Source organism: Salicibibacter halophilus, assembly GCF_006740705.1.
Taxonomy (GTDB): domain Bacteria; phylum Bacillota; class Bacilli; order Bacillales; family Marinococcaceae; genus Salicibibacter; species Salicibibacter halophilus.
Genome location: NZ_CP035485.1, coordinates 1,045,715 through 1,067,627 on the forward strand (window position 1 = coordinate 1,045,715; position 21,913 = coordinate 1,067,627).

Here is a 21,913-nt window from a genome sequence, read left to right on the forward strand (position 1 = left end):
GGTTATCCTCCAATCCCCATGAGGTATACAACAGTGAAAATAAACACCCAAACAACATCGATAAAGTGCCAATAGAGACTGAACGCGTAAAATTTCGGTGCGTTGGTTAACGTTATGCCTGCCTTTCGATTGCGAAGGAGCAAAAGCAAGATCCATCCAAGCCCGAACAATACGTGCGCCCCGTGTAAACCAACGAGTGTATAAAAGGATGATGCAAATGCACTCGTGGTATATCCTAGCCCGTGCTCATAATATTCCACGAACTCATAGATCTCTAAACCGAGAAATGTTGCCCCTAAAAGAAACGTCATCCACATCCAGAATTTAAGCTTGCCAAACTGGTTCTTTTTCATCGCGAACGTTGCTAAAACACTCGTCAATGAACTCGTCAAAAGAATCATCGTCATAATAAACACAAGGGGAAGCTGGAAGATGTCCGCTGCTACCGGACCATCTGCAGTACCGCTTCTCAGCCCAAGGTAGGTGCCAAAGAACGTCGCGAACATCGTTGTTTCCCCCGCGAGAAACACAAACATCCCAAGAAATTTATTTTTTCCATCTAACGTCGCTTTTTCTGGATTGGCGGGAAGCCCTTTGCTCACATCAACTGAATCTGCCATGGCTTAGCTCAACTCCTTTTCCATTGATTCCACGGTTTCTTTGTCGATATGGTAACCGTGATCATTTTGCAAGGAACGTGCCGCCATCGCGCCGAAAGTAAGGATACCGCCAACCGCGATAAATACATATGGCGAAATGAATAGGTCCAAGTGGAAGCTAATGAATCCAAATCCTGCAATGAACAATCCGATGCTTATGATAAGCGGGAGGATCGAGCCATTAGGCATATGGATTTCATCCAGTGGTTCTACCGGCTTCATTTCTCCATTTCCATGGATCTTTTCATAAAAGACCGGGTCAAGCGAGCGCACTTGCGGCGTCTGGGCAAAATTATACTCCGGAATCGGCGTATGCGTTGCCCACTCTAGTGTACGCGCATCCCATGGGTCTTTAACCGTAACCCGTTCTGAGTTAAGCGCTGAGTAGACGATATTTACGACTAATACAATGATCGCGGCAGACATCAAAAACGCGCCGATGGTGGAGATGAAATTCATCGTATCCAGGCCTTGGCCTTCCAAAAACGTGTACACACGTCTCGGCATGCCCATGAGTCCAAGGATGTGTTGAATGAAGAACGTAAGGTGGAATCCAATGTAAAACAACCAGAACATAATGATCCCAAGCGTTTCATTCAACTTATGCCCAAACATTTTTGGATACCAGTAGAAAAATCCGGCAAACAAGCCTAATACGATACCGCCGACAATAATGTAGTGAAAGTGGGCGACGACGAAATACGTATCGTGATACAAATGGGTCACCGGTGCCATCGCGAGCATAACGCCGGTTACACCACCGAGAACAAATGTAGGGACAAAGGACGCTGCAAAGTGCATAGCCGTCGTAAATCTGATTTTTCCGCCCCACATCGTAAACAACCAGTTAAAGATTTTAATCCCTGTCGGTACGGCGATCGTCATTGTTGCAATCGCAAACACCGAGTTGGCAATCGGCCCGACACCAACCGTAAACATATGGTGCAACCAAACCATAAAGGAGAGGAAGCCGATAATCAAAACGGCAAATACCATTGACGTGTAGCCGAAAAGGCGTTTTTTCGAAAATGCCGGGATGACTTCAGATATAATTCCGAAAGCCGGCAGTACAAGGATATAGACTTCCGGGTGCCCGAAAATCCAGAAGATATGTTGCCAAAGAACGACATTTCCACCTTCGCCGGGGATGAAGAACTGGGCATCAAAGATCCGGTCCAACATTAAAAGCGCGAGTCCGGCAGCAAGTGGTGTAAATGCAAATACGATCAACATGGACGTAATGAGCATCGTCCAAACAAATAGCGGCAGACGCATCATCGTCATCCCGGGCGCACGCATGTTAATGATCGTAACGATAAAGTTAATCCCGGAAACGAGCGTCCCGAAACCTGATATTTGTAGACCAAGCACGTAAAAGTCTATGCCTATGCCGCCAAATTCACGACTGGCAAGGGGTACGTAAGACGTCCAACCGGCATCCGGGGCTCCACCGAAAAACCAGCTGATACTTAAAAGGATTCCCCCGGATAAAAATAGCCAAAAGCCGAGCGAGTTCACAAACGGAAAAGCCACATCCCGGGCGCCTATTTGCAGCGGAACGGCAAAGTTTGCAAACGCGAATATTAAAGGCGTTGCCGCCAGAAACAACATGATTGTCCCGTGCATGGTCACCAATTCATTAAAGGTTTGACCACTGATGAATTCCATCTCAGGTGCGATGAGCTGTATACGGAACAATACGGCCATCAAGCCGGCCTTAACGAAAAAGAGTGCACCGGCAATTAAGTACAAGATGGCAATTTTTTTGTGGTCAACCGTCGTTAACCAATCCCAAAGCACGCTTTTTTTACGCGTGTTTGTAGCCTCACTTACCACGTTTTGTTCCCTCCTTTAAATCGATGGACCTTATTGAATATCGAGATCTTCTTTTGTTTCGTCATCTAGTTTCTCTAACGAATCGAGGTAAGCGATGATCGCATCGAGTTCTTCATCTTCCATCCCCGGTGCCGCCGGCATATTTGCCCCTTGTTTTAAGGCGCCCGGGTCACGGATCCAGTCTCGCAGATTTTCTTCGTTGTATTCGAGGAAGCCGGCAATCGTCGTACGGTCACCGAAGTTCGTCAAGGTCGGCCCTTGTGCAGAACCTTCGCCTTCGACGGCGTGGCAGGCAATGCATCCCTGATCTTCAAATTCCTCGCGGCCTTGTTGAGCCATCGTATCTTCCGGTTCCTCTTCCTCTTCCTGCATTTCTTCATTCCAAGCAGCGTAGTCTTCATCTTCCATGGCGATTAATTTAAAGTCCATTAACGCGTGGGATGGACCGCACAGCTCGGCACATTTACCCATGTAGACGCCGGGGTCATCAGCCTCTAACCACACGTGGTTCGTAACACCGGGGATATTGTCCACTTTGCCTCCCAAAGCCGGCACCCAGAAGGAGTGAATGACATCTTCAGCTTCCAGCTGAAAGACAACTTCTTCCTCTGCGGGAACATAAACATCGTTAGCGGTTGTGAATCCTTCCGGATAATCAAATTCCCACCAAAATTGATGGCCGGTGACTTCAATGACATATGCGTCCTCGTCCAGATCTTCTTCATCAACTTCTTCATCAACGTCGCCAATGCCTTCGGTTTCCTCTTCCTCTTCAGCAATGTCTTCCGCATCAACGCTTAAGTAAAACTGTCCCGTAATTGTCGGAACCGCGAGGATCGCTAACAAGAAGATGGGAATGACCGTCCAAGCCACTTCCAATTTTGTATTCCCGTGGGTTTGTTCCGGATATTCATTATCCCCGTCTTTTTGACGAAACTTCACGATCACGATAAAGAAAATAACAAAGACGACAACGATCACAAGCGCCATGACATAAAGACTCAAAAGCATATTGTCAAAAATCCATTGTGATTGGGGCCCCATCGGGTCCAATGCTGTCAGCCCTTGTTCACCGCACCCAGCGAGCAACAGCATTAAGGCCATCAGCGGCGCAAACCGCAAGAAGCTCTTCCTTGCATTCATGTGCTTTCAAACCCCTCTTTCCATGATGTTCTTTTTTCCTGTGTTACGTTTTCAGCACGTTTTCTATGTAACTCCCGTAAAGGAGCCCACCCTGAACGTCCGGGTGTTTGTCAGCCGCGTTCACAGATGAACGGCAACCATTACGACAAAAATCACGGTCAAATAGACGAGAGAGTACATAAACATAGAACGCGCCCATTCCATGTCATCTTTCGTGCGAAGCCCTTTCAGGCTTAGCACTAACCAACCGATGCCAAGGGCTGCAGCCACAATGGTATAAATCATTCCAAACGGATAGAGCAATAACGAAATAGGTAGCAACGCCGCGATATAAACTAGAATTTGCCTTTTCGTCATTGTAAAGCCCGCGACGACCGGTAACATCGGTACATTGGCTTTACGATACTCCTCCACCCTCATCATTGCCAAAGCCAAAAAATGAGGAGGTTGCCAAATAAACATCACCGCAAACATTAACCATGCATACATATGCAGACCAGGGTCAACGGCGGCCCAACCGATTAACGGGGGCGTGGCTCCGGCAATACTGCCAATGATCGTGTTTAATGAATGCGTACGCTTTAACCACAAGGAATACACAACCACATAGACAAAGAGCCCAATTGCCGCGATAACTGCCGCAACAGGTTCGATGGCCAGCAAAATCGCTATTCCTGCCGCGGACAGGAGTAAACCGAAGTATAGAACTTTCCTGAGCGCGATCGCTCCCGTTACCGTCGGTCTCTCTTTTTTGCTTTCCATCAATGGATCGATATCTGTGTCTATATAATTGTTTAATGTGGTACCTCCGGCAAGCACGAGCGCTATCCCGAACATTGTAAGCAGAAGGATGTGTATGTTGGTCCCGAGGCTAAACCCGGCTGTATATTGTGCTGCTACGAAAAATCCGGTGAAGGCCGTCAACAAATTCGACATAACAATGCCGGGCTTCGACAACTCAATATAAGCCTTCCACGGTTTGTCCACCGTCTTTTCAGCCGAGCTTCCTTTTTCTTCAACCGCTTCGGCTGCCTTCATTGCCGTATTTGACTTCATCCTCTTCACCCCCTTTTCCCCATTCATCCTGCCATGTTTTAACAATGGCGGCATCTTCTTGGTACCCTTTCCCTATCTTACTATACTTTCAGCTTATTTCGGAAGGGTTTTGTCCATTATTGTCATTATAGCTGAAAATAGGTATTCTTTCATTACACTACACATTTTTTTCACATCTTCCGCCTGAAATCGACATGAAATCTTCACCGGTGATAAATTGACTTCTGATCCGCTACTTCTTACTATTTTCATTAAGGGTTATTTTTATGTTATGAATTGAAGATAGACATGCCGAAGACATCGAATATAGCGTATACAGAGAACATTTTTTTGTCAATCGCTACGGTTTCTAGTTTAAAATCCAGGTTATTTATAGAGAAGGTGATGTTTTGAATAGAGGGTTAAAGATTTTCGGCATTCTGACATCGATCGGAATGTTGATTGTCTTACTGCAAGGGTCCATCGTGACGAAAACAGATTCCGGCGACGGTTGTGGCGAAACGTGGCCGCTTTGTTTCGGGGAATTCGTTCCCTCCTCCCCCGCGCTCGCTACCATTATTGAATACAGCCACCGTCTCGTTTCCGGGGTTGTCGGCTTGATGGTCGTAATCTTGGCGATTTGGGCTGTGAAAAAAATCCCGCATTTACGAGAGACAAAATTTTGGGCGTTGATGGCTGTTTTGTTTATTATTTTTCAAGGGTTAATGGGCGCCGCGGCCGTCGTTTTCGGCCATTCAAATCTTGTGCTCGCGCTTCATTTCGGCATCTCGGCGATCTCCTTCGCGACGGTGATCCTGTTGACAGTGCTCGCCTTTGAAGATGGCAAACGCAGGCCTGCCCCCCGTGTCAAAAAGGGCTTTCGCAGGTACTTGTTTTTTGTTCTGGCTTACGCATATTTGGTCATCTATAGCGGGGCATATGTTAAACATACCGGATCCACATACGCGTGTGAGCAGTTCCCTCATTGCGGGGAGGTGGCTTCGTTTGGTTTTCAAGCCGGCGTGCAAATGACACACCGGATCGCGGCGATCGCTCTCGTTGTGATGCTTTTTATCTTGTTTATCCAAGCGTTCCGTTATCGATATGAAAGTAAAATGCTCGCGGGCAGCGGGTTGAGTGCTTTTGTGCTCATCCTAATACAAGCAGCAGCCGGCGTCGCGATTGTTTTCTTCCCGGACGCGTATTTAGGTGCCGCGCTCACCCACACGATCGTGATCACATTAGTGTTCACCTTGCTCTGTTACATGGCGATGATCGTGACACGGAACCGGGCTTATTAACGAAAACAAAACGCATGGCGGCCGATCCACTACTCGCGTCTTAGCGTGTGACACAAAAAGTTGGCACGGACCATGTCCTGCCAACTTTTTGCTTGCTAGAAAGCATCATAAAGGAATGGCTTTCCGGAAGGAATCGCCTTCTCCCAGAGCGTCACCGCAGCTTTGGAGCCTTTAATAATCCCCCGTTCATGCAACGTTTCTCCATCTACGTACCGAAACAAAAACGGAATTAAGCCTTTAATATCGGTTTCCAACACAAGCCCCGGGGATGAAGGGTTTTTATGGACCACGTTTTGCCCGTTCTTTTTTTCCACTTGGTACAAACCATCATTCCACTCCGCAAACGCGTCAGTCGCCGAAACGGACAGTTGCTCGCCTTCTTCAAGTTCGAAAGGAAACCGGGCGAGAAACCCTTCCATATCGACGATGCGTCCCATGAAATGAATGGATCTTTCTTCCTTGGCTTCGGGGTTGTCCATAAAGAAGCGCCAATGCAAATCGTTCGGCATAATGACCCGCATCTCCTCCACCATGGAGTCATGGTTGGCAATCAATTGCCACAACGCGGATCCCGCCTCTTGATCCACAGCGACGAACTCGGAAACGTTCATAACGTCATTTTTTACGGTGTAAAAAATGTAGCCGCGGTCCAACCCTGCCTCGTCTTGGTAGACGATTCGCCGTTTGTGTTTAAAACGGGGATTCAGCAAGATATTTTTCCACCAGCCCTCATCCCGGTCGATCATGCCGGTATACCTGGTGGCGTAATCGTCATAGATGTTCTTAAACACGTGCCAATGCTCGTCTTGCACACGGCGAAATTTGCCGCTTCCACCTTTTTGTGGCGTAGGAAATGCATCTTTTTTCAAAATCGCGGTTGTTTGGTCGCAATACAATTCCCAGCCGAATTTTCGGTAATAACGGACCGCGAATGGGGCAAGGAGCGACAAAACGTGCCCTCTTGCTTTCATATCCCGCAAGCTTTCCTTTAGAAGTTGGCGGACATTGCCGCTCCGGCGTCCTTCCGGCCAGGTGGCGACGCCGGAGACGCCGCCGGCAGGAAGGGATGTGCCGTACACCCACAAACGCGTAGGAAGAATCACAACCTTCGAGAGAATTTGTCCGTCATCCACTGCAACCCAGATGTTGTCCGGAACCATCCGTTGCATGATCTCCCCGGTTTGTTCCTCCGTGGGTTCATGTTGAAACGCAAAGGAGCCGAGTTTGACCGCTTCTCTTTTTTCCTCTTGCTTCAATTTACGGATGTCCAATTGATTTCTTCCCTTCGATAAACACTCACCCATAGATTTCCCGTTTTCCTACCTTTTAATCATCGATTTCGATCAACAAGTCACCATTGTCGATCGCTTCCCCGTTATCGACATGAATGGCCTTGATGGTGCAATCACGAGGGGCTTGTACCGTTGTTTCCATTTTCATCGCTTCCGTGATGATTAACTGATCGCCTTTTTTCACTTCTTCATCTTCTTTTACGAGCACTTTCAAGACGGTCCCCGGCATCGTACCGGCAATGTGATTCGGATTTTTCTTATCCGCTTTTTGTTTCTCGGCCACGGTGCTCTCGATGCTTCGGTCTTTAATGATCACCTCTCGCGGCTGGCCGTTGAGTTCAAAGTAGACAATGCGATCCCCTGCGTCCGATGCCCTGGAAATAGAAATAAGTTTCACGATTAATGTTTTGCCCGGTTCGATTTCCACCTCAATTTCCTCGCCTAATCGCAGACCGTAGAAAAATGTCGGTGTATCGAGAACCGAAACATCCCCAAAATAATTGCTAAACTGTTCATATTCGCTGTGGACTTTCGGATACATCGTATGATTCATGAGATCGTGTGTCGTTACCTGTCGGTCCAGCTCCTCGAACAACTGCTTTTCAAGCGCATCAAAATCAACAGGTTCCATATGCTTGCCCGGGCGGTCGGTATACGCTTCCCGGTTTTTCAAAATGATGCGTTGCAGCTCAGGCGGAAAACCTCCAGGCGGTTGACCGATTTCCCCCTGGAACATTTCCACAACCGATTCCGGAAAATCGAGCGTATTCCCTTGTTCAAAAATATCTTTTTCCGTTAGATCGTTTTTCACCATATAAAGCGCCATATCACCAACAACTTTTGAGGATGGGGTGACTTTTACAATGTCGCCGAACAGTGTATTCACTCTCGCGTACATGTCTTTCACATCATCCCAACGCCCTCTTAAGCCGACCGCTTTTGCCTGCTGCTGCAAGTTGCTGTATTGCCCGCCCGGCATTTCATGTTCGTAGATGTCCGGATGGGGCGCGCTCAAACCACTTTCAAACCCTTGATAATACGTGCGCACATCTTCCCAGTAATTGCTTAGTTTACTGGCGGATTCCACATCCAATGCCGGTTCCTTGCCCGTTCCTTTCATGGCGTAATACAAGCTTTCCATGCTCGGCTGCGAAGTGGACCCGGCCATTGCACTGATCGCGGTGTCGACAACATCGACGCCGGCGTCGATCGCTCTTGCATACGTAAAGACGCCATTACCGCTTGTGTCGTGCATATGCAGATGCACGGGGAGGTCTACGGTTTCTTTTAACTCGCTTACCAATTGATAGGCCGCTTCCGGCTTCAGCAAGCCTGCCATATCTTTGATGCCGAGAATATGAGCTCCTTCGGCTTCCAACGTTTTCGCAAGCTCTTTATAATAGGTCAAATTGTATTTCGAACGATTGGGATCAAGGATGTCACCGGTATAACAGATCGCCGCTTCCGCGATTTTACCCGTATTTCCGACCGCTTCGATTGCTTTTGTCATCCCTTCAAGCCAATTGAGGGAATCGAAAACGCGGAAGACATCGATGCCTGCATTAGCGGACGTTTCTACAAATTGTTCGATGACGTTGTCGGGATAATTTTTATATCCGACCGCGTTCGCCCCGCGAAGAAGCATTTGGAACAATACATTCGGCATTTTTTCCCGAAGGTTTACCAAACGCTCCCATGGGTCTTCATGCAAAAAGCGCATGGCCACATCATACGTTGCTCCGCCCCACATCTCCGTGGAAAACAGGTCAGGCAACATGCGTGCTGTCGGCTCGGCAATTTTTAGCAAGTCATGGCTGCGCACGCGTGTCGCGAGCAATGACTGGTGGGCATCGCGGAACGTCGTGTCCGTTAAAAGCGTGCGTTCCTGGTCTTTGAGCCATTTCGCAAGCCCGTCGGCACCGCGCTCATCCAGCACCTGCTTCGTTCCCAACGGCATAGGCGCGTCTTCATCTATCTTCGGCATGCGAGGCGCGGAAAAGACCGGTTTCTTCTGTTGCTCCAGCCCCGGGTACCCATTGATCACCGTTTCTCCGATAAACGTCAACATCTTCGTTCCCCGATCTTTCCGGCGTGGGAAAACGAACAATTCCGGCGTGTCATCGATGAACGACGTATTGTATTCTCCGTTTAAAAATTGTGGATGTTGCACGACATTTTCCAAAAAGGCAATATTTGTTTTAATGCCGCGAATACGAAACTCCCGTAAGTTTCTGAGCATTTTCGCGGCAGCGACATCAAAGGAGAGTGCCCATGTCGATACTTTAACGAGCAGCGAATCGTAATGGGGACTGATCTCCGCGCCCTGGAATCCGTTTCCTGCATCCAGGCGCACACCGAAACCGCCGCTGGAGCGGTACGCCATAATTTTTCCCGTGTCCGGCATGAAGCCATTCTCCGGATCTTCGGTTGTTACACGTGACTGAATCGCGTACCCATGGGTACGGATCTCCGATTGCTCGGGCAGCGCGATAACGGACCCGTGTATAGGGAGGCCATCGGCAATGTATAGCTGCGTGTGCACGATGTCCACGCCTGTCACCATTTCCGTGATCGTATGCTCGACTTGAATGCGCGGATTGACTTCAATAAAGTAAAAGGTCCCATCATCGCCAACGAGAAATTCGACAGTACCCGCGTTCAAATAATTAATGTTTTTGGCAAGGTCCACCGCCGCCTGGCAAATATCATCCCTGAGCTGTTCGCTTAGCGAGCTGCTGGGAGCGATTTCAACAACTTTTTGATGGCGCCTTTGCACTGAACAATCCCGTTCATACAAATGCAAGGTGTTGCCTTCATGGTCACCGAGAATTTGCACTTCAATATGCTTAGGGTTTTCAATGAGTTTTTCCACATAGACCTCATCGCTGCCAAAAGCGGAGCGCGCTTCCGAGCATGCCCGCTCATATGAATCCCTTACTTCTTCCGGGGTGCGGACAATCCTCATCCCGCGTCCGCCGCCGCCCATGCTCGCCTTAATGATAAAGGGATAGCCGTGTTCCGCGGCGAATTTCTCCACTTCTTCGACACCGGAAACGGCGCCGTCGCTTCCCGGAATAACCGGGAGGCCTGCTTCAATCGCGGTTTTGCGCGCCTGAATTTTATCGCCGAACATATGTAAATGCTCGCTCTTCGGCCCGATAAAAATAATGCCTTCTTCTTCACAACGCTCCGCGAAATGCGTATTTTCCGCCAGAAACCCGTATCCCGGATGAATGGCATCTACGCCTGTCCGTTTCGCAGTCGAAATAATATTCTCAATGTCCAAATAAGCGTCAATCGGTTTTTTTCCTTCCCCGACTAAATAAGCTTCATCCGCTTTATAGCGGTGAAATGCACCTGTGTCTTCTTTGGAATAAACCGCCACTGTACGAATATGAAGTTCCGTACAAGCCCTGAAGATTCGAATTGCAATCTCGCCGCGGTTTGCAACGAGTACCTTTTGAATATTTTTCAGTTCACTCACGTCGGTTCCTCCATTCTCCATTTTTCTATCTAAAAAAGGTGTTTCACTATAATAGCATTTCTTACAACTTGAATCTACAAAAAATTTTATATAATTGTTGGCGACCCGATAAGCATTAACCATCAAACGCCTTGTGCTGCCAACTTTTTCACCAAATTAAAAAAAACCAATTCCACTTTGCAGAATTGGCTTATTGATTTACCGTTCGGTCATGTAAGGCGGATAATTTTCTTTCGAGCTCATTCATGATATGTTTGCCGGCCTGTTCATCGATTAAATTTAAGCGAATGGCGAAATCTATTTCACGGGAAAGCCCAAACATTTGCGTGTCCAGCACCTCTTCATAAAGCGGACATTGCGGCATCGTTAAGTTTTTCATTTGCACTTCAATCAGTTGCCTGATTTTTTCAGCATCTGCCTTGAGGACAGCATAGGCCTGTTCTCTGCTATCGGTTACGGTCTCCATATGCACATGAATCCCTCCAGATAAAATGAAACTACCATCAGCGCAAGGATTACCCCCTTTGATGGTTAGTTGAACGAATCTGGGTGTTAGCGCCGGACGCTTATCACCGAGGTAAAACTCCTATTGTTATCTTATCGATTATGCCGTTAAATTGCAAGAACACTTTTCAAAACGTTCGGTGGACCAGGATCTTCATTTGGCTGATCTATTACCAGCCTACTCCACCAAAGTTAAAAAATACTCAAATGGAAGTGCCGGGATAAACGTTTTAAAAGCTCGACCCCTGCCAAACTGTTTCCTTTTTCATTCAATGGGGGGCTGTAAATCCCGATGCCCATGCCGTCCGGAACGCTTCCGAGAATCGCTCCGGATACTCCGCTTTTTGCCGGAATGCCCGCTTTTATGGCAAGTTCTCCCGATTCGTTATACATCCCGCATGTGACCATAAACGTTTTAACCATTCTTGCAACCGGCACCGGAACAATTTGTTCTCCCGTCTCAGGGGAGCGGCCTTCGTGGCCAAAGACGAAACCGATTCTCGCGAGATCGCAACACGTCATGCTAAGCGCGCATTGTTTCGTATACACATCCAACAAAGGTTCCACATCACTGTTGATGACCCCTTCCCCTTTTAAAAAATACGCCAGCGCCCGGTTATGATCTGCCGTTTCCAATTCCGATGCGGCTACTGCACGATCATAAGTCAGTTGTTCATTTCCGGTTAGTTCACGTACAAACCGCAGCAAACGCTCCAATTTGTCCGTTGCCGTCCGGCCGCCGATCATGGACGTAACGGTAAGCGCCCCGGCGTTAATCATGGGATTTAGCGGTTTTGAGCGATTCATTAATTCCAGTCGTGCCATGGAATAGAACGGCCCGCCGGTCGGTTCCATCCCGACTTTGCCAAACACTTCATCTTCCCCGCTATCCATAACTGCAAGCGCGAGCGCCACCACTTTTGAGACGCTCTGCAATGTAAACATCCGCTCTTTGTCCCCAAAGCCTATGCATATCCCGTTTTTTGTATATAAAGCGCACCCAAGAGCATCAGGGGCCGCACGCCGCAATTCCGGAATGTATGTGGCAACCTCTCCTTCGCCAGTAAAAGCACGCATCTCCTCAACGATTTCTTCAACCTCAATTTCAAACTGCGCAAAATCTTCATGCAATGCTACCGCCTCCCGGTTACACGTTTACGTTTATTCTTCTTTTTTTGGTATGTTACCATAAAAGAAAAAAACATAGAGGAGCTACTGCAATGGACCCTTTTATTGTCCCCATATCGGGAAACGCCAAACATCGAATTACCCTTGACCCCACCGTCTGGATCTTTGATAATCGAAAAGTCGATCTGGAAGCATTATTTCAGGAAAATCAATCTGGAGAAGCGTCGGAGGAAGAGAGGGGAAACATCGGTCCGAGGCGTTGGCAAACCAATCAGATTCGCACGAAAAAAGAAGCCTTGATTGAAGGCTCCTATGGCATGAAACTTGAACCATTTATTGACAATGCCGAACCATCCCCATCCGCAACCACCCTTGTCGCTGTCACATCATCAGGGGAAAAAGTCACAGCCCCTTTGGAAACCGGAAAAACATGGATCGCCGGTTTCTCATCCGCAGGCATGGCGCTAAAAGAAGATGGTCCAATCCATATCTATTTTGCGGATGGCACGAACCAGCGTTCACCGGTGACCCATGTAGTTGAACTGCGGGTAGAATAGCGTGCCTATCGACTTTCAACCCCCGGGCTGAACACTCCGTCGTTCGGCCCTTTCTCTACAACAAATCCGCCGCCAGTTGCGCAAGCGAAGACCTTTCTCCTTTCGCAAGCGACACATGGCCGCTGACCGATTGGTCTTTAAAACGCTCCACCACGTAAGCAAGCCCATTGTTATAGGCATCCAAATACGGATGATCAATCTGGTCCGGATCGCCCATCAACACAATTTTCGTATTCTCGCCGACTCTTGTTAGGATCGTTTTCACTTCATGTTTCGTTAAATTTTGCGCTTCATCCACAATGATCAGCTGCCCGGGCAAGCTGCGCCCGCGAATATACGTGAGCGCTTCAACTTGAATCGAGCCTAACCCGGATAAAATATTGGCCACTTCTTCGGGTTTATTTGCGTTAAACAAAAATTCCAAATTATCATAAATCGGCTGCATCCACGGACGTAATTTTTCCTCTTTTTCCCCGGGCAAATATCCGATATCTTTTCCCATCGGTACGACCGGCCTCGCAAGCAGCAACTTTTTATAAATGTTTAAATCCTCTGTTTGCAATAAACCTGCCGCCATGGAAAGCAGTGTTTTTCCGGTACCTGCTCTCCCTGTCAACGTCACCAAGGGCAGCGTTTGATCCAACAGAATATCAAAAGACATCTTTTGTTGAACGTTCCTTGGCTTAATCCCCCATACACTTTCTCGATCATGGGTGAGCGGCCGCAGCACCTTTCCTTCATGATCGACACGTCCCAATCCGGACATCGAAGGTTTGACCTCATTCTTAAGAATGACAAAAGATCCTGGATACAGGGGGGGACAAGGGATGGACGTTACGGGGAGCTCCCGGTTTTTATAAAATTGTTCCAACAAAACAGGCTCCACGTGAACACTTTCATAACCTTTGTATAGATCATCATCGACAATCACGCGGTCACTGAGAAAATCTTCTGCCTTTAAGCCGAAGGCTTCCGCTTTAATACGCACGAGCGCATCCTTGCTTACTAAAATAACCTGTTCATCACGCGCTTCTTTCTTTTTTTCGGCTTCAACATTTAAAGCCAACGCAATAATCCGATTATCATTTGTTGCATCAGGCAGAATGTTTTTTAACTTTTCATAAGAGCGGTGGTTTAACTCCACGTGCAATTGACCGCCATTTTCTAGAGGCACCCCTTGATGCAACGGCTTGCGGGACCTTAGCTGATCAAGGAGTCGCGCCACTTCCCGGGCATTTCGTCCGATTTCGTTCATGTGCTTTTTTTTCGCATCCAACTCTTGCAACACAATCGCGGGAACGAGAACATCATTTTCCTTAAAAGAAAAAAGGGCACGAGGGTCTTGCAACAGGACATTTGTATCAAGAACATAGGTTTTTTTCAATTCGTTACCTCCCGGTTTGCGAATAACGGTAACGGAGGCATGAAGCATTGCCTCTTACTTTTGTTTATGCAAAAGGAGAGGCAAAATTGACAAGTCTTTTTAATCCATGCCGTCAGACATGTTAAAATAGAAGGAGATGTTTGGCTGGGAAAGGAGTGAAGCAGACCGCTGTATTTTGTACATGCAGCAGGATGCTGCGTTGAAATATGCGAACAAAGTGTTTATTATGCAGTCGAATTGACCGGATTTCCGACGATGACCCTCTCGCAAAAAAGTTGCGCAACCGCCCGATTCACACGTACACATGCGCTGAATGTTACGACCGGATTTCGCGGAAAGCAAAAACCCGGCGAGGGGAAAAACAATCATAGAAAAGAGCCACTGCAGAAGATTTGCAGTGGCTCTTTTTTTAGGCTGCTTTTTTCTTATGGATTCGCAGACGAATCCGGTAAACGCCAAGCACTGCCGCTATCACAATCAGAGCTTCGGCGACGGGCATAAAAATGGCAAAAAACGTTAAGACAAAGCAACCGATGACGAGACCGGTGTACACGACCACATTTTTTAGCAACGGCAATTTTCTCGCGAAGCCTAGGTTAAATACGATCACACTTAGGACGACTACGGAGAAGTACAGGAGCCAAAAGCCGAGGGCCATATCGTCATAGATCCCAAACAACTGTGCAAACCAGGAAAAATCACCTTGAGAGAGTTGCCCTCCTTCTTGCACTTCGCTTACCTCCTACTTACGTTGAAATTTTCTTATTGCGTTTTTGTTCGCGCTCACGCATAGACGTGCTTAACGTTTTCTTGCGAATGCGTATAGCCTGCGGAGTAAGCTCACAATATTCATCGTCATTCAAGTATTGCATCGCTTCTTCAAGGGTTAGAATACGCGGTTCTTTTAAGTTCTCCGTCTGTTCTTTTGTGGCGGAACGAATATTGTTGGCCGCTTTTTCTTTCGTAATGTTCACCGCCAAGTCGTTCTCCCGGCTGTGCTCGCCGACAATCATGCCTTCATAAACCTCTGTGCCCGCTTCAACAAACAGCATGCCGCGGCCTTCCAAATGCAACATGCTATACGTCGTTGCTTTTCCTTTTTCTTTGGCCACGAGGACGCCTTCCCTTCGTCCGGCAATTTGCCCTTGAATAAGTGGCTGATAGGAATCAAAAGAGTGATTAATGATGCCGTACCCTTTTGTTTGCGATAAAAATTCAGTGGAATATCCAACCAACCCTCGCGAAGGAATGAGAAATTCGAGGCGAGTCTGGCCTTCGCCTTCTTGTTTCATGTTCAGCATTTCGCCTTTACGTTCGCCGAGCGATTCCATGACAGCGCCTGTGTACGCTTCCGGGACATCGATTTGCACGCGTTCAAATGGTTCATGTTTGACCCCATCGGTCTCTTTTATAATCACTTCCGGTTTGGAGACTTGCAGCTCATATCCTTCTCGGCGCATATTTTCAATAAGGATGGAGAGGTGCAATTCCCCACGCCCGGAGACCATCCATGCATCCGGCGAATCGGTTTCCTCGACTTTAAGACTCACATCCGTTTCCAATTGCCGCATTAATCGTTCTTCGATTTTCCGGCTCGTGACGTGGTCGCCTTCCAATCCGGAAAACGGACTGTTGTTGGCCAAAAACGTCATTTTGAGCGTAGGCTCATCGATGCGGAGCGCAGGCAAAGCTTCCACATGGTCCTCGAGGCAAATCGTTTCCCCGACGTTAATGTCATCGACACCTGCAATCGCGATGATGTCCCCGGCTTCGGCCTCTTTGATTTCTTGTTTTTCGAGACCATGAAAACCGAACAGCTTGCTGACGCGGAATTTTCGTTCTTCGCCATCCCTCGTAATCAAAACCGCGCGGTCTCCATGGGCAACTTTTCCTTGGAATACGCGGCCAACCCCGATTCGTCCCAGAAAATCATTATATTCCAACATCGTGATTTGAAATTGGAGCGGTTCATCACTCGTATCCCTAGGGGCAGGCACGTGCTCGTCAATCGCGTCAAAAAGTACTTCCATGCCCCGGTCTGTCTCATCTTCCGGGAGTTTGGCCGTGCCGTTGATCGCTGATGCATAAAGCACCGGAAAATCAATTTGGTCTTCCGTCGCGCCCAATTCGATAAAGAGATCCAGCACTTCATCGACGACCTCTTCCGGCCGTGCATTTTCCCGGTCAATTTTATTCAACACGACGACGGGGGTGAGTTTTTGTTCAAGCGCCTTTTTTAACACAAACCGCGTTTGCGGCATGCAGCCTTCATAAGCGTCGACGACGAGAAGTACCCCGTCCACCATTTGCAAAATACGCTCCACTTCCCCGCCGAAATCGGCGTGTCCCGGCGTGTCAAGGATGTTGATTTGTTTTTCTTTATACTGTAAAGCTGTATTTTTCGCTAAAATCGTAATGCCGCGTTCTTTTTCCAAGTCATCGGTATCCATTGCGCGTTCATCTACTCGCTCGTGCGCTTGAAATGTTCCCGATTGCTTCAACATTTCATCAACGAGCGTGGTTTTGCCGTGATCCACATGCGCAATAATCGCGATATTGCGCAAGTCGTTGCGTATATTCTTCACAGGGCAGTTCTCTCCTTAGTCTAAGCAGATTCTTTAACTTTTCGATTTTACCATAAAGAGGGCGGAATCAGCAAAAAACTTACGCGTTGGAATTGGCTTTAAGGCGTCATACATTCCCTATGGTGACCGGCAGCGGGTTTATGCTGGCATTTCAGGCTCCATGAACTATTCATGGCGACCGATAAACCGTCCATGGTGACCGAAATTGTCCTTAGCGAACGAATTCGGGCCGACGCAACAAGCCCCCCGCCCCTCCCATGAATCAATGAATCACCCAAGCGATTGCTCTGTACGCCCCATCTTTTTCCCGACCTCCCCCTTCACTCCTATTGATATCCTTGTCCGTTTTCTTTACACTGAACGCAGGAAACGAAAAGCAGGTGAATTTGATGCGAAAAATAAACTGGACCCTTTTATTTCTGGCCTTTCTTGCCACTGCGTCCATCTTGTCTTATGGCGTTGCAGTGGCGGAACGAAGTTTCATGATCGCGATCGTCGCAACCATCGTTCTGTATTCTTCGTTTAAAGGCGCGGCAATCTATCGGAAAAAGAACCCGGTTACTTAGTTCTGCCGATTTTCCGATTTGCTGAAAGGCCGCTGCGGTCTAAAAAACGAACAGCCCCTCGCACCTCTGTGAAGGGCTGTTCGTTTTTTTATCGTTCAGCATTACATCTTTGATAAATTTCTTTGAAGACGTTTTTCTCGCCTGCGAGCACTGAACATGAATCTTTAAACAACGTATCATGGTCAAACAGCGGGGAGCAGCCGGCATCCGTTTCCGCAAGCAAAACCATCGCGCCCGCGTAGTCCCACGGCGATAAGCGCATATTTACATAGGCATCCAGACGCCCGGCCGCGATATAGGCCAGCTCCAAGGAAGCCGCGCCGTATGACCGGGTCGCGCGCACGTCTCTAACAAGACCCGCGAACACTTCTTTCGTTTTCGCGTCTGCCCTCCCTACGAGCCAGCGGGCGTTAAAACCGATAATTGCCCGCGATAAGTCCACCGTCTTTCTCTGGTGCAATCTCTTTCCATTCAGATATGCACCCTCTCCTTTAACGGCGGTAAACAATTCATCGGCAATCAAGTCATAGACCACTCCGACTTTGCCTTCCCCTTCATAATGGATCCCGATGGAGATCGAAAAATTCATGTATTGGTGCACATAATTCGTCGTGCCATCGATTGGATCGATATACCAAGTCACGGCATTTTCGGGGATTGGTTCCTTATGTTCTCCTTCTTCCCCGACAACAAAGTGTTTTGGATATGTTTCTTTAATTTTTTTCGTCAAAAGACGTTGCACTGCATAATCATTCTCGGTCACAAGGTCATCCGCGTCTTCCTTCGTGTCAATATCCAGCTTTCGAATGGCAGGATCGTAAAGACGGTGGGCGGCCTCTGTTATAAATGCTATTGCGTGATCTTTCATCGCTGTCCAATCCACGGGATGACCCTCTCCTTCGATGTTCGATAAAATGGATATGGGTAGTATCTCATATCTGTTGTTGTTTTTGAAAGGGGGTCGCGTGTCCATCCATACTACCCGTCTATGTACATGTACTATTTTCCCCTTTTCCGGCTGCCATAAACAAGAAAAACGGGCAAATGCCCGTTTTTCTTTTCATACCTATGAATGCGTTTTCCCCGGGTGTTAGCACAAACAGGCCGATCGCGACGCACAGGAAATGAAGTTTCACTTTATCGCTACGCTTCTAAACGTATGAGCTCCTGTCTAAGTTGTTTCAAGCGTTGTTTTGTTTCACTCTTGCCTTCTTCATCATTGCCTTTCATTGCATCATGGAGCGTGACGAGTTCATAATCGATTTCCAGACGTAGCACCGGTATTCTTTCTTCAGCGTCAGTCCTCTTAAGCGCTTGGATGACTTGTTCCATCATACACACCCCTCTTTTTTTTAGAGCCTCGGACAACCATAAGCAATGACATGATTAATTATTCTGATTTCGATTATTATATCATATGCGTTCCATATTTCAAGCGTCCTGTTCATTTCAATATAAAAAAATCCTGTCACTCCTTTCGGTTTGATTCCTTGTCTCACAAACGCTATCATAATGAAAAAAGGAGTTTTTCCAGATGGATCTTCCAACATTTACACAAGACGATTTCCATGTTTTTGATATCGATGGGCTCGAACCACGAATGGAAGCGATACGGGAAAAAATTCAACCGAAATTTAAAGCGTTGGGGGAACCACTGGCTGAACAACTCAGTGATTTAACAGGGAATGACATGTTCTTGCACATCGCTAAACACGCGCGGCGCAAAACAAACCCGCCATCGGATACATGGCTTGCCGTCGCCCATAACAATCGTGGCTATAAAAAACATCCCCATTTCCAAGTCGGATTGTTTGATGACCATCTTTTCATTTGGCTTGCGTACATTTATGAGCTTCCGAATAAAAAAGAAATTGCGCAGCTATTGTTGGACAACCAAGACCAACTCGAAAAACTACCCAATCATTATGCCGTTTCTCTCGACCATACAAAGAAAAACGCACGCACGTTGGAAGCAATGGATTCCGAGGAACTGCAAAAAAGCCTCGTTCGTTTTCGAGACGTGAAAAAAGGGGAGTTTTTGATCGGACAGCAAATCCCCCACGATGATCCTGTCCTGGGAGATGGGGACAAGCTCTTTGCAACGATTATGGATACTTTTTCACATGTCCAATCCTTTTACGACAAAACAACCCAATGGCACATATAAAAAAACAAGGCGAGCAAAGCCTTGTTTTTTCACGTTTGCTTGATAATCTCTTCCGGTTTTTTTTCCTTGGCCAGCCGAACCGTTCGCCAGCACGATTGATCCGCTTGTTGATCATAATCACGGAAATACGTCTTTTCCTCATTTTTTGCCGGTACCACTTCTTTAAATTGGTTATACGCCCGTAGTAGTTCACCGGCTTTCACACCTTCGTTGTAAGCGTTATCCACTTGCGTAAAAAAGTTCGCCACCGTGACAATCTCATCTTCGGTCCAATCGGTGGAAAAGGGAATGGCTATTTCATCTTTCATCATGACACACCTGCCTCGCCTCCATTATAGCAGGCAATCGACGCACGGCAAACAGCAAAAAAGATGGTGCACCCGCCACCTTAGCGACCCTGCACCACCTTTTTGATCTCCCAGCTGTTACCTTGACGCGCGTTTTTTCTTGCATGCTTCGCAATTTCCGTATAACGTTGCCATCTTATCCGCTTTGAAATGTTCAATGGTACAGTCACATTCCGAACAAACGATCATTGCCATGCCATCGCACTCCTCATGAAAGCGTTTTTTATTTCGTATCTTTATAATATGATGTCATAATTCATTTGTCAATGAAGGAATTGTATGTCACATTACGGAAATCGGATGGCAGAAGCCAGAGCTCAGTTTTTAGGTTCATTTGGGATCACTCATTCTCTAGTTCAATTTCTGCCGGATCGATAAAGTCGTAGCCTTCGGCCTCGAGGTCTATAATAATATCTTCAAGGGCATCATTCGTCCATTCCCGATCGTGCATAAGAAGATTGGCTCCGTTTTGTAAAAGTTCTGTCTCTACCATCATTTCCGCTAGGGCATCGGGCTCTGTATATTCTTCTTCCCAATCAAACCCATAAGTCCAATTCATGCCCAGCATTCCTTCTTCTTCCACGACTTCCCAACTGCGATCTGTATTCGCTCCAAAAGGAGCGCGGAAAAAGTCCGGTCTTTCCCCAGTAATCCGTTCGATTTCATCGTTTAAATCGACAATTTCATCTTCGACCTCTTCCTCGGTGATCTCCTGTAAATTTGCATGGGTCATGGTGTGGTTTCCTAGTTCATGGCCATGTTCGAGAATATCAAGGAGCTGTTCCTCTCCTTCTTCATCATTTATAAAATGGTGATTGATGAAAAAGATTGCCGCAACATCAAGCTCGTCGAGCGTTTCCGCCATCTCAACGGCGTATTCATCCGGCGCATCATCAATGGTAATTAAGACCGCTTCTTCTTCGGCATCGTCAATGGGTTCTAACGACCAGTCATTTTCGTTTAGTGTGTACACCGGTTCAGGCGTTTCTTCTTTAGGTTCCTCATTCTCTTCTTCGGGCTCCGTTGAAACATCTTCTCCTTCTTCTTCCCTTTCGTTTTCTTCTTCGGGCCCCGCGCTCTCTTCCTCTTCATTCTCCTCTATGCCAGCCTCTTCTTCCGCTTGTTGGCATGCCGCGAGCACTAGCATTCCAGCTGCCGTCCAACAAAGCATTGTTTTGGACAAACGCATTTTCCATTCCCCCAGCCTATGTATTCCACGTTCTCGTTCAATCTTACATATTTCTACAAAAGTTGCAATGAATTTTCAAAGATTGAAAGGTTTTTCCTTCCATATTAATATTTTGACGTTATGCTTTCTTTTCCATTACATTTTCTTTACCTTCGCCTCTCGTTTTCATTTCCGTGATATCATCGATTTAAAGATGATGACGTCTGAAAAAAGGTCGTGAGAGAGTATGACAGTTAGAAAACTTGGCTTATCGCCAAGCCTTTATGTCGAAAGCCTTCGTTGCATTTATGCAGGAAAAAATTTTATACTTTCTTACCTGCCTAAAAAAACAGGTCTTATAGCCAGCATCTTTGCTATTATTATAATTTCATCCTCATGCAGCAATTCAGACGAAATAAAAACACTTGAAGCAGTCACTACCCCCGAAGGACCCAAAGCATTATTGTTCATTGATGAAAATAAGCGTGATATCGAACGCCCTTACTATGACGCATTAATTGATTTTCAAAACAGAAGTGACACAGAAACAGACGTTACGATTATTCGAGAGCAAGAGGCCGAATTTGATCAATATGAAGTGGAGGAATTTCCCACGCTTATGCTGGTCCACGAGGATCAATCCGTCACGGTTGTCAGTGGTGAACAAACCGCGGAGCAACTCGTAACAATATTACAGGATAATTTCAACCAACGTTAAAACACCGGTGCTGTCATCAGCACCGGTGTTTTTCTGTCT

The 21,913-nt window shown here is 47.2% G+C and carries 22 protein-coding genes; 6 read left to right on the forward strand and 16 right to left on the reverse strand.

The features are described from left to right. Nucleotides 1-2 precede the first annotated feature (2 nt). The 4 genes from EPH95_RS05105 to cyoE all read right to left on the reverse strand — a co-directional run bounded on the left by EPH95_RS05105 (nucleotide 3) and on the right by cyoE (nucleotide 4,694). Nucleotides 3-620 (reverse strand): cytochrome c oxidase subunit 3, encoded by a 618-nt coding sequence (locus EPH95_RS05105; RefSeq protein WP_142087901.1) that lies wholly within the window; start codon nucleotides 618-620, stop codon nucleotides 3-5. 3 nt (nucleotides 621-623) lie between these two features. Then, complete coding sequence (gene ctaD / locus EPH95_RS05110; protein WP_142087903.1) at nucleotides 624-2,495, reverse strand: cytochrome c oxidase subunit I; 1,872 nt, start codon at nucleotides 2,493-2,495, stop codon at nucleotides 624-626. A 30-nt stretch (nucleotides 2,496-2,525) separates the two neighbouring features. Continuing rightward, the gene (gene coxB, locus EPH95_RS05115) at nucleotides 2,526-3,638 is read right to left on the reverse strand and encodes a cytochrome c oxidase subunit II (RefSeq protein ID WP_142087905.1); all 1,113 of its coding nucleotides are present in this window, start codon (nucleotides 3,636-3,638) and stop codon (nucleotides 2,526-2,528) included. A 120-nt stretch (nucleotides 3,639-3,758) separates the two neighbouring features. Next, nucleotides 3,759-4,694, reverse strand: a complete 936-nt coding sequence (cyoE, locus tag EPH95_RS05120; RefSeq protein WP_142087907.1) for a heme o synthase — start codon at nucleotides 4,692-4,694, stop codon at nucleotides 3,759-3,761. A gap of 389 nt (nucleotides 4,695-5,083) precedes the next feature. On the opposite strand from cyoE, the gene EPH95_RS05125 reads away from it, so the two are divergent. Then, nucleotides 5,084-5,974, forward strand: coding sequence for a COX15/CtaA family protein (locus tag EPH95_RS05125; RefSeq protein ID WP_142087908.1), 891 nt, complete (start codon nucleotides 5,084-5,086; stop codon nucleotides 5,972-5,974). A 95-nt stretch (nucleotides 5,975-6,069) separates the two neighbouring features. On the opposite strand, the gene EPH95_RS05130 is transcribed toward EPH95_RS05125, so the two are convergent. From EPH95_RS05130 to glsA, 4 genes are all read right to left on the reverse strand, one after another. Further along, nucleotides 6,070-7,278, reverse strand: a complete 1,209-nt coding sequence (locus tag EPH95_RS05130; protein WP_142087910.1) for a GNAT family N-acetyltransferase — start codon at nucleotides 7,276-7,278, stop codon at nucleotides 6,070-6,072. Nucleotides 7,279-7,300: 22 nt separating this feature from the next. Further along, the gene (pyc, locus tag EPH95_RS05135; protein WP_142091490.1) at nucleotides 7,301-10,771 is read right to left on the reverse strand and encodes a pyruvate carboxylase; all 3,471 of its coding nucleotides are present in this window, start codon (nucleotides 10,769-10,771) and stop codon (nucleotides 7,301-7,303) included. 169 nt (nucleotides 10,772-10,940) lie between these two features. Continuing rightward, entirely contained in the window at nucleotides 10,941-11,216 is a 276-nt protein-coding gene (locus tag EPH95_RS05140) for an Fpa/YlaN family protein (protein ID WP_142091491.1), read from the reverse strand. Between the two features lie 230 nt (nucleotides 11,217-11,446). After that, nucleotides 11,447-12,385 (reverse strand): glutaminase A, encoded by a 939-nt coding sequence (glsA, locus tag EPH95_RS05145; protein WP_227004054.1) that lies wholly within the window; start codon nucleotides 12,383-12,385, stop codon nucleotides 11,447-11,449. Between the two features lie 89 nt (nucleotides 12,386-12,474). Here glsA and EPH95_RS05150 point away from each other — a divergent pair, with 89 nt between their 5' ends. Next, nucleotides 12,475-12,939: a peptidyl-prolyl cis-trans isomerase gene (locus tag EPH95_RS05150; RefSeq protein ID WP_142087911.1), complete on the forward strand. Its 465-nt coding sequence runs from the start codon at nucleotides 12,475-12,477 to the stop codon at nucleotides 12,937-12,939. Between the two features lie 55 nt (nucleotides 12,940-12,994). Here EPH95_RS05150 and EPH95_RS05155 read toward each other — a convergent pair whose 3' ends face one another. Continuing rightward, the gene (locus EPH95_RS05155; protein WP_142087913.1) at nucleotides 12,995-14,323 is read right to left on the reverse strand and encodes a PhoH family protein; all 1,329 of its coding nucleotides are present in this window, start codon (nucleotides 14,321-14,323) and stop codon (nucleotides 12,995-12,997) included. A gap of 206 nt (nucleotides 14,324-14,529) precedes the next feature. On the opposite strand from EPH95_RS05155, the gene EPH95_RS05160 reads away from it, so the two are divergent. After that, a complete protein-coding gene (locus EPH95_RS05160) occupies nucleotides 14,530-14,694 on the forward strand; it encodes a DUF2197 domain-containing protein (RefSeq protein ID WP_142087914.1) in 165 nt (54 codons plus the stop codon). Nucleotides 14,695-14,732: 38 nt separating this feature from the next. On the opposite strand, the gene EPH95_RS05165 is transcribed toward EPH95_RS05160, so the two are convergent. After that, on the reverse strand, nucleotides 14,733-14,981 hold the full coding sequence (locus EPH95_RS05165; protein WP_142091493.1) for a YlaH-like family protein: 249 nt from the start codon (nucleotides 14,979-14,981) through the stop codon (nucleotides 14,733-14,735). An 88-nt stretch (nucleotides 14,982-15,069) separates the two neighbouring features. Continuing rightward, nucleotides 15,070-16,899 (reverse strand): translational GTPase TypA, encoded by a 1,830-nt coding sequence (typA, locus tag EPH95_RS05170; protein ID WP_142091494.1) that lies wholly within the window; start codon nucleotides 16,897-16,899, stop codon nucleotides 15,070-15,072. A 398-nt stretch (nucleotides 16,900-17,297) separates the two neighbouring features. Here typA and EPH95_RS18660 point away from each other — a divergent pair, with 398 nt between their 5' ends. Beyond that, on the forward strand, nucleotides 17,298-17,474 hold the full coding sequence (locus tag EPH95_RS18660) for a DUF5325 family protein (RefSeq protein ID WP_160141619.1): 177 nt from the start codon (nucleotides 17,298-17,300) through the stop codon (nucleotides 17,472-17,474). Nucleotides 17,475-17,562: 88 nt separating this feature from the next. Here the strand turns inward: EPH95_RS18660 and EPH95_RS05175 are convergent, their stop codons facing one another. After that, nucleotides 17,563-18,357 (reverse strand): inositol monophosphatase family protein, encoded by a 795-nt coding sequence (locus tag EPH95_RS05175; RefSeq protein ID WP_160141620.1) that lies wholly within the window; start codon nucleotides 18,355-18,357, stop codon nucleotides 17,563-17,565. 260 nt (nucleotides 18,358-18,617) lie between these two features. Next, nucleotides 18,618-18,806 carry a hypothetical protein gene (locus EPH95_RS05180; RefSeq protein WP_142091495.1) on the reverse strand — a complete coding sequence of 63 codons (189 nt, stop codon included), beginning with the start codon at nucleotides 18,804-18,806 and terminating at the stop codon, nucleotides 18,618-18,620. Nucleotides 18,807-19,008: 202 nt separating this feature from the next. Between EPH95_RS05180 and EPH95_RS05185 the strand changes: the two genes are divergently transcribed. Next, the gene (locus EPH95_RS05185) at nucleotides 19,009-19,641 is read left to right on the forward strand and encodes a YktB family protein (RefSeq protein ID WP_142087918.1); all 633 of its coding nucleotides are present in this window, start codon (nucleotides 19,009-19,011) and stop codon (nucleotides 19,639-19,641) included. 29 nt (nucleotides 19,642-19,670) lie between these two features. On the opposite strand, the gene EPH95_RS05190 is transcribed toward EPH95_RS05185, so the two are convergent. From EPH95_RS05190 to EPH95_RS05200, 3 genes are all read right to left on the reverse strand, one after another. Continuing rightward, on the reverse strand, nucleotides 19,671-19,952 hold the full coding sequence (locus tag EPH95_RS05190) for a UPF0223 family protein (RefSeq protein ID WP_142087919.1): 282 nt from the start codon (nucleotides 19,950-19,952) through the stop codon (nucleotides 19,671-19,673). Between the two features lie 114 nt (nucleotides 19,953-20,066). After that, the gene (locus EPH95_RS05195) at nucleotides 20,067-20,183 is read right to left on the reverse strand and encodes a GapA-binding peptide SR1P (RefSeq protein ID WP_142087921.1); all 117 of its coding nucleotides are present in this window, start codon (nucleotides 20,181-20,183) and stop codon (nucleotides 20,067-20,069) included. A gap of 145 nt (nucleotides 20,184-20,328) precedes the next feature. Beyond that, a complete protein-coding gene (locus EPH95_RS05200; protein ID WP_227004055.1) occupies nucleotides 20,329-21,177 on the reverse strand; it encodes a polysaccharide deacetylase family protein in 849 nt (282 codons plus the stop codon). Nucleotides 21,178-21,403: 226 nt separating this feature from the next. Here EPH95_RS05200 and EPH95_RS05205 point away from each other — a divergent pair, with 226 nt between their 5' ends. Further along, nucleotides 21,404-21,874 (forward strand): hypothetical protein, encoded by a 471-nt coding sequence (locus EPH95_RS05205; RefSeq protein ID WP_142087923.1) that lies wholly within the window; start codon nucleotides 21,404-21,406, stop codon nucleotides 21,872-21,874. Nucleotides 21,875-21,913: the final 39 nt, after the last annotated feature.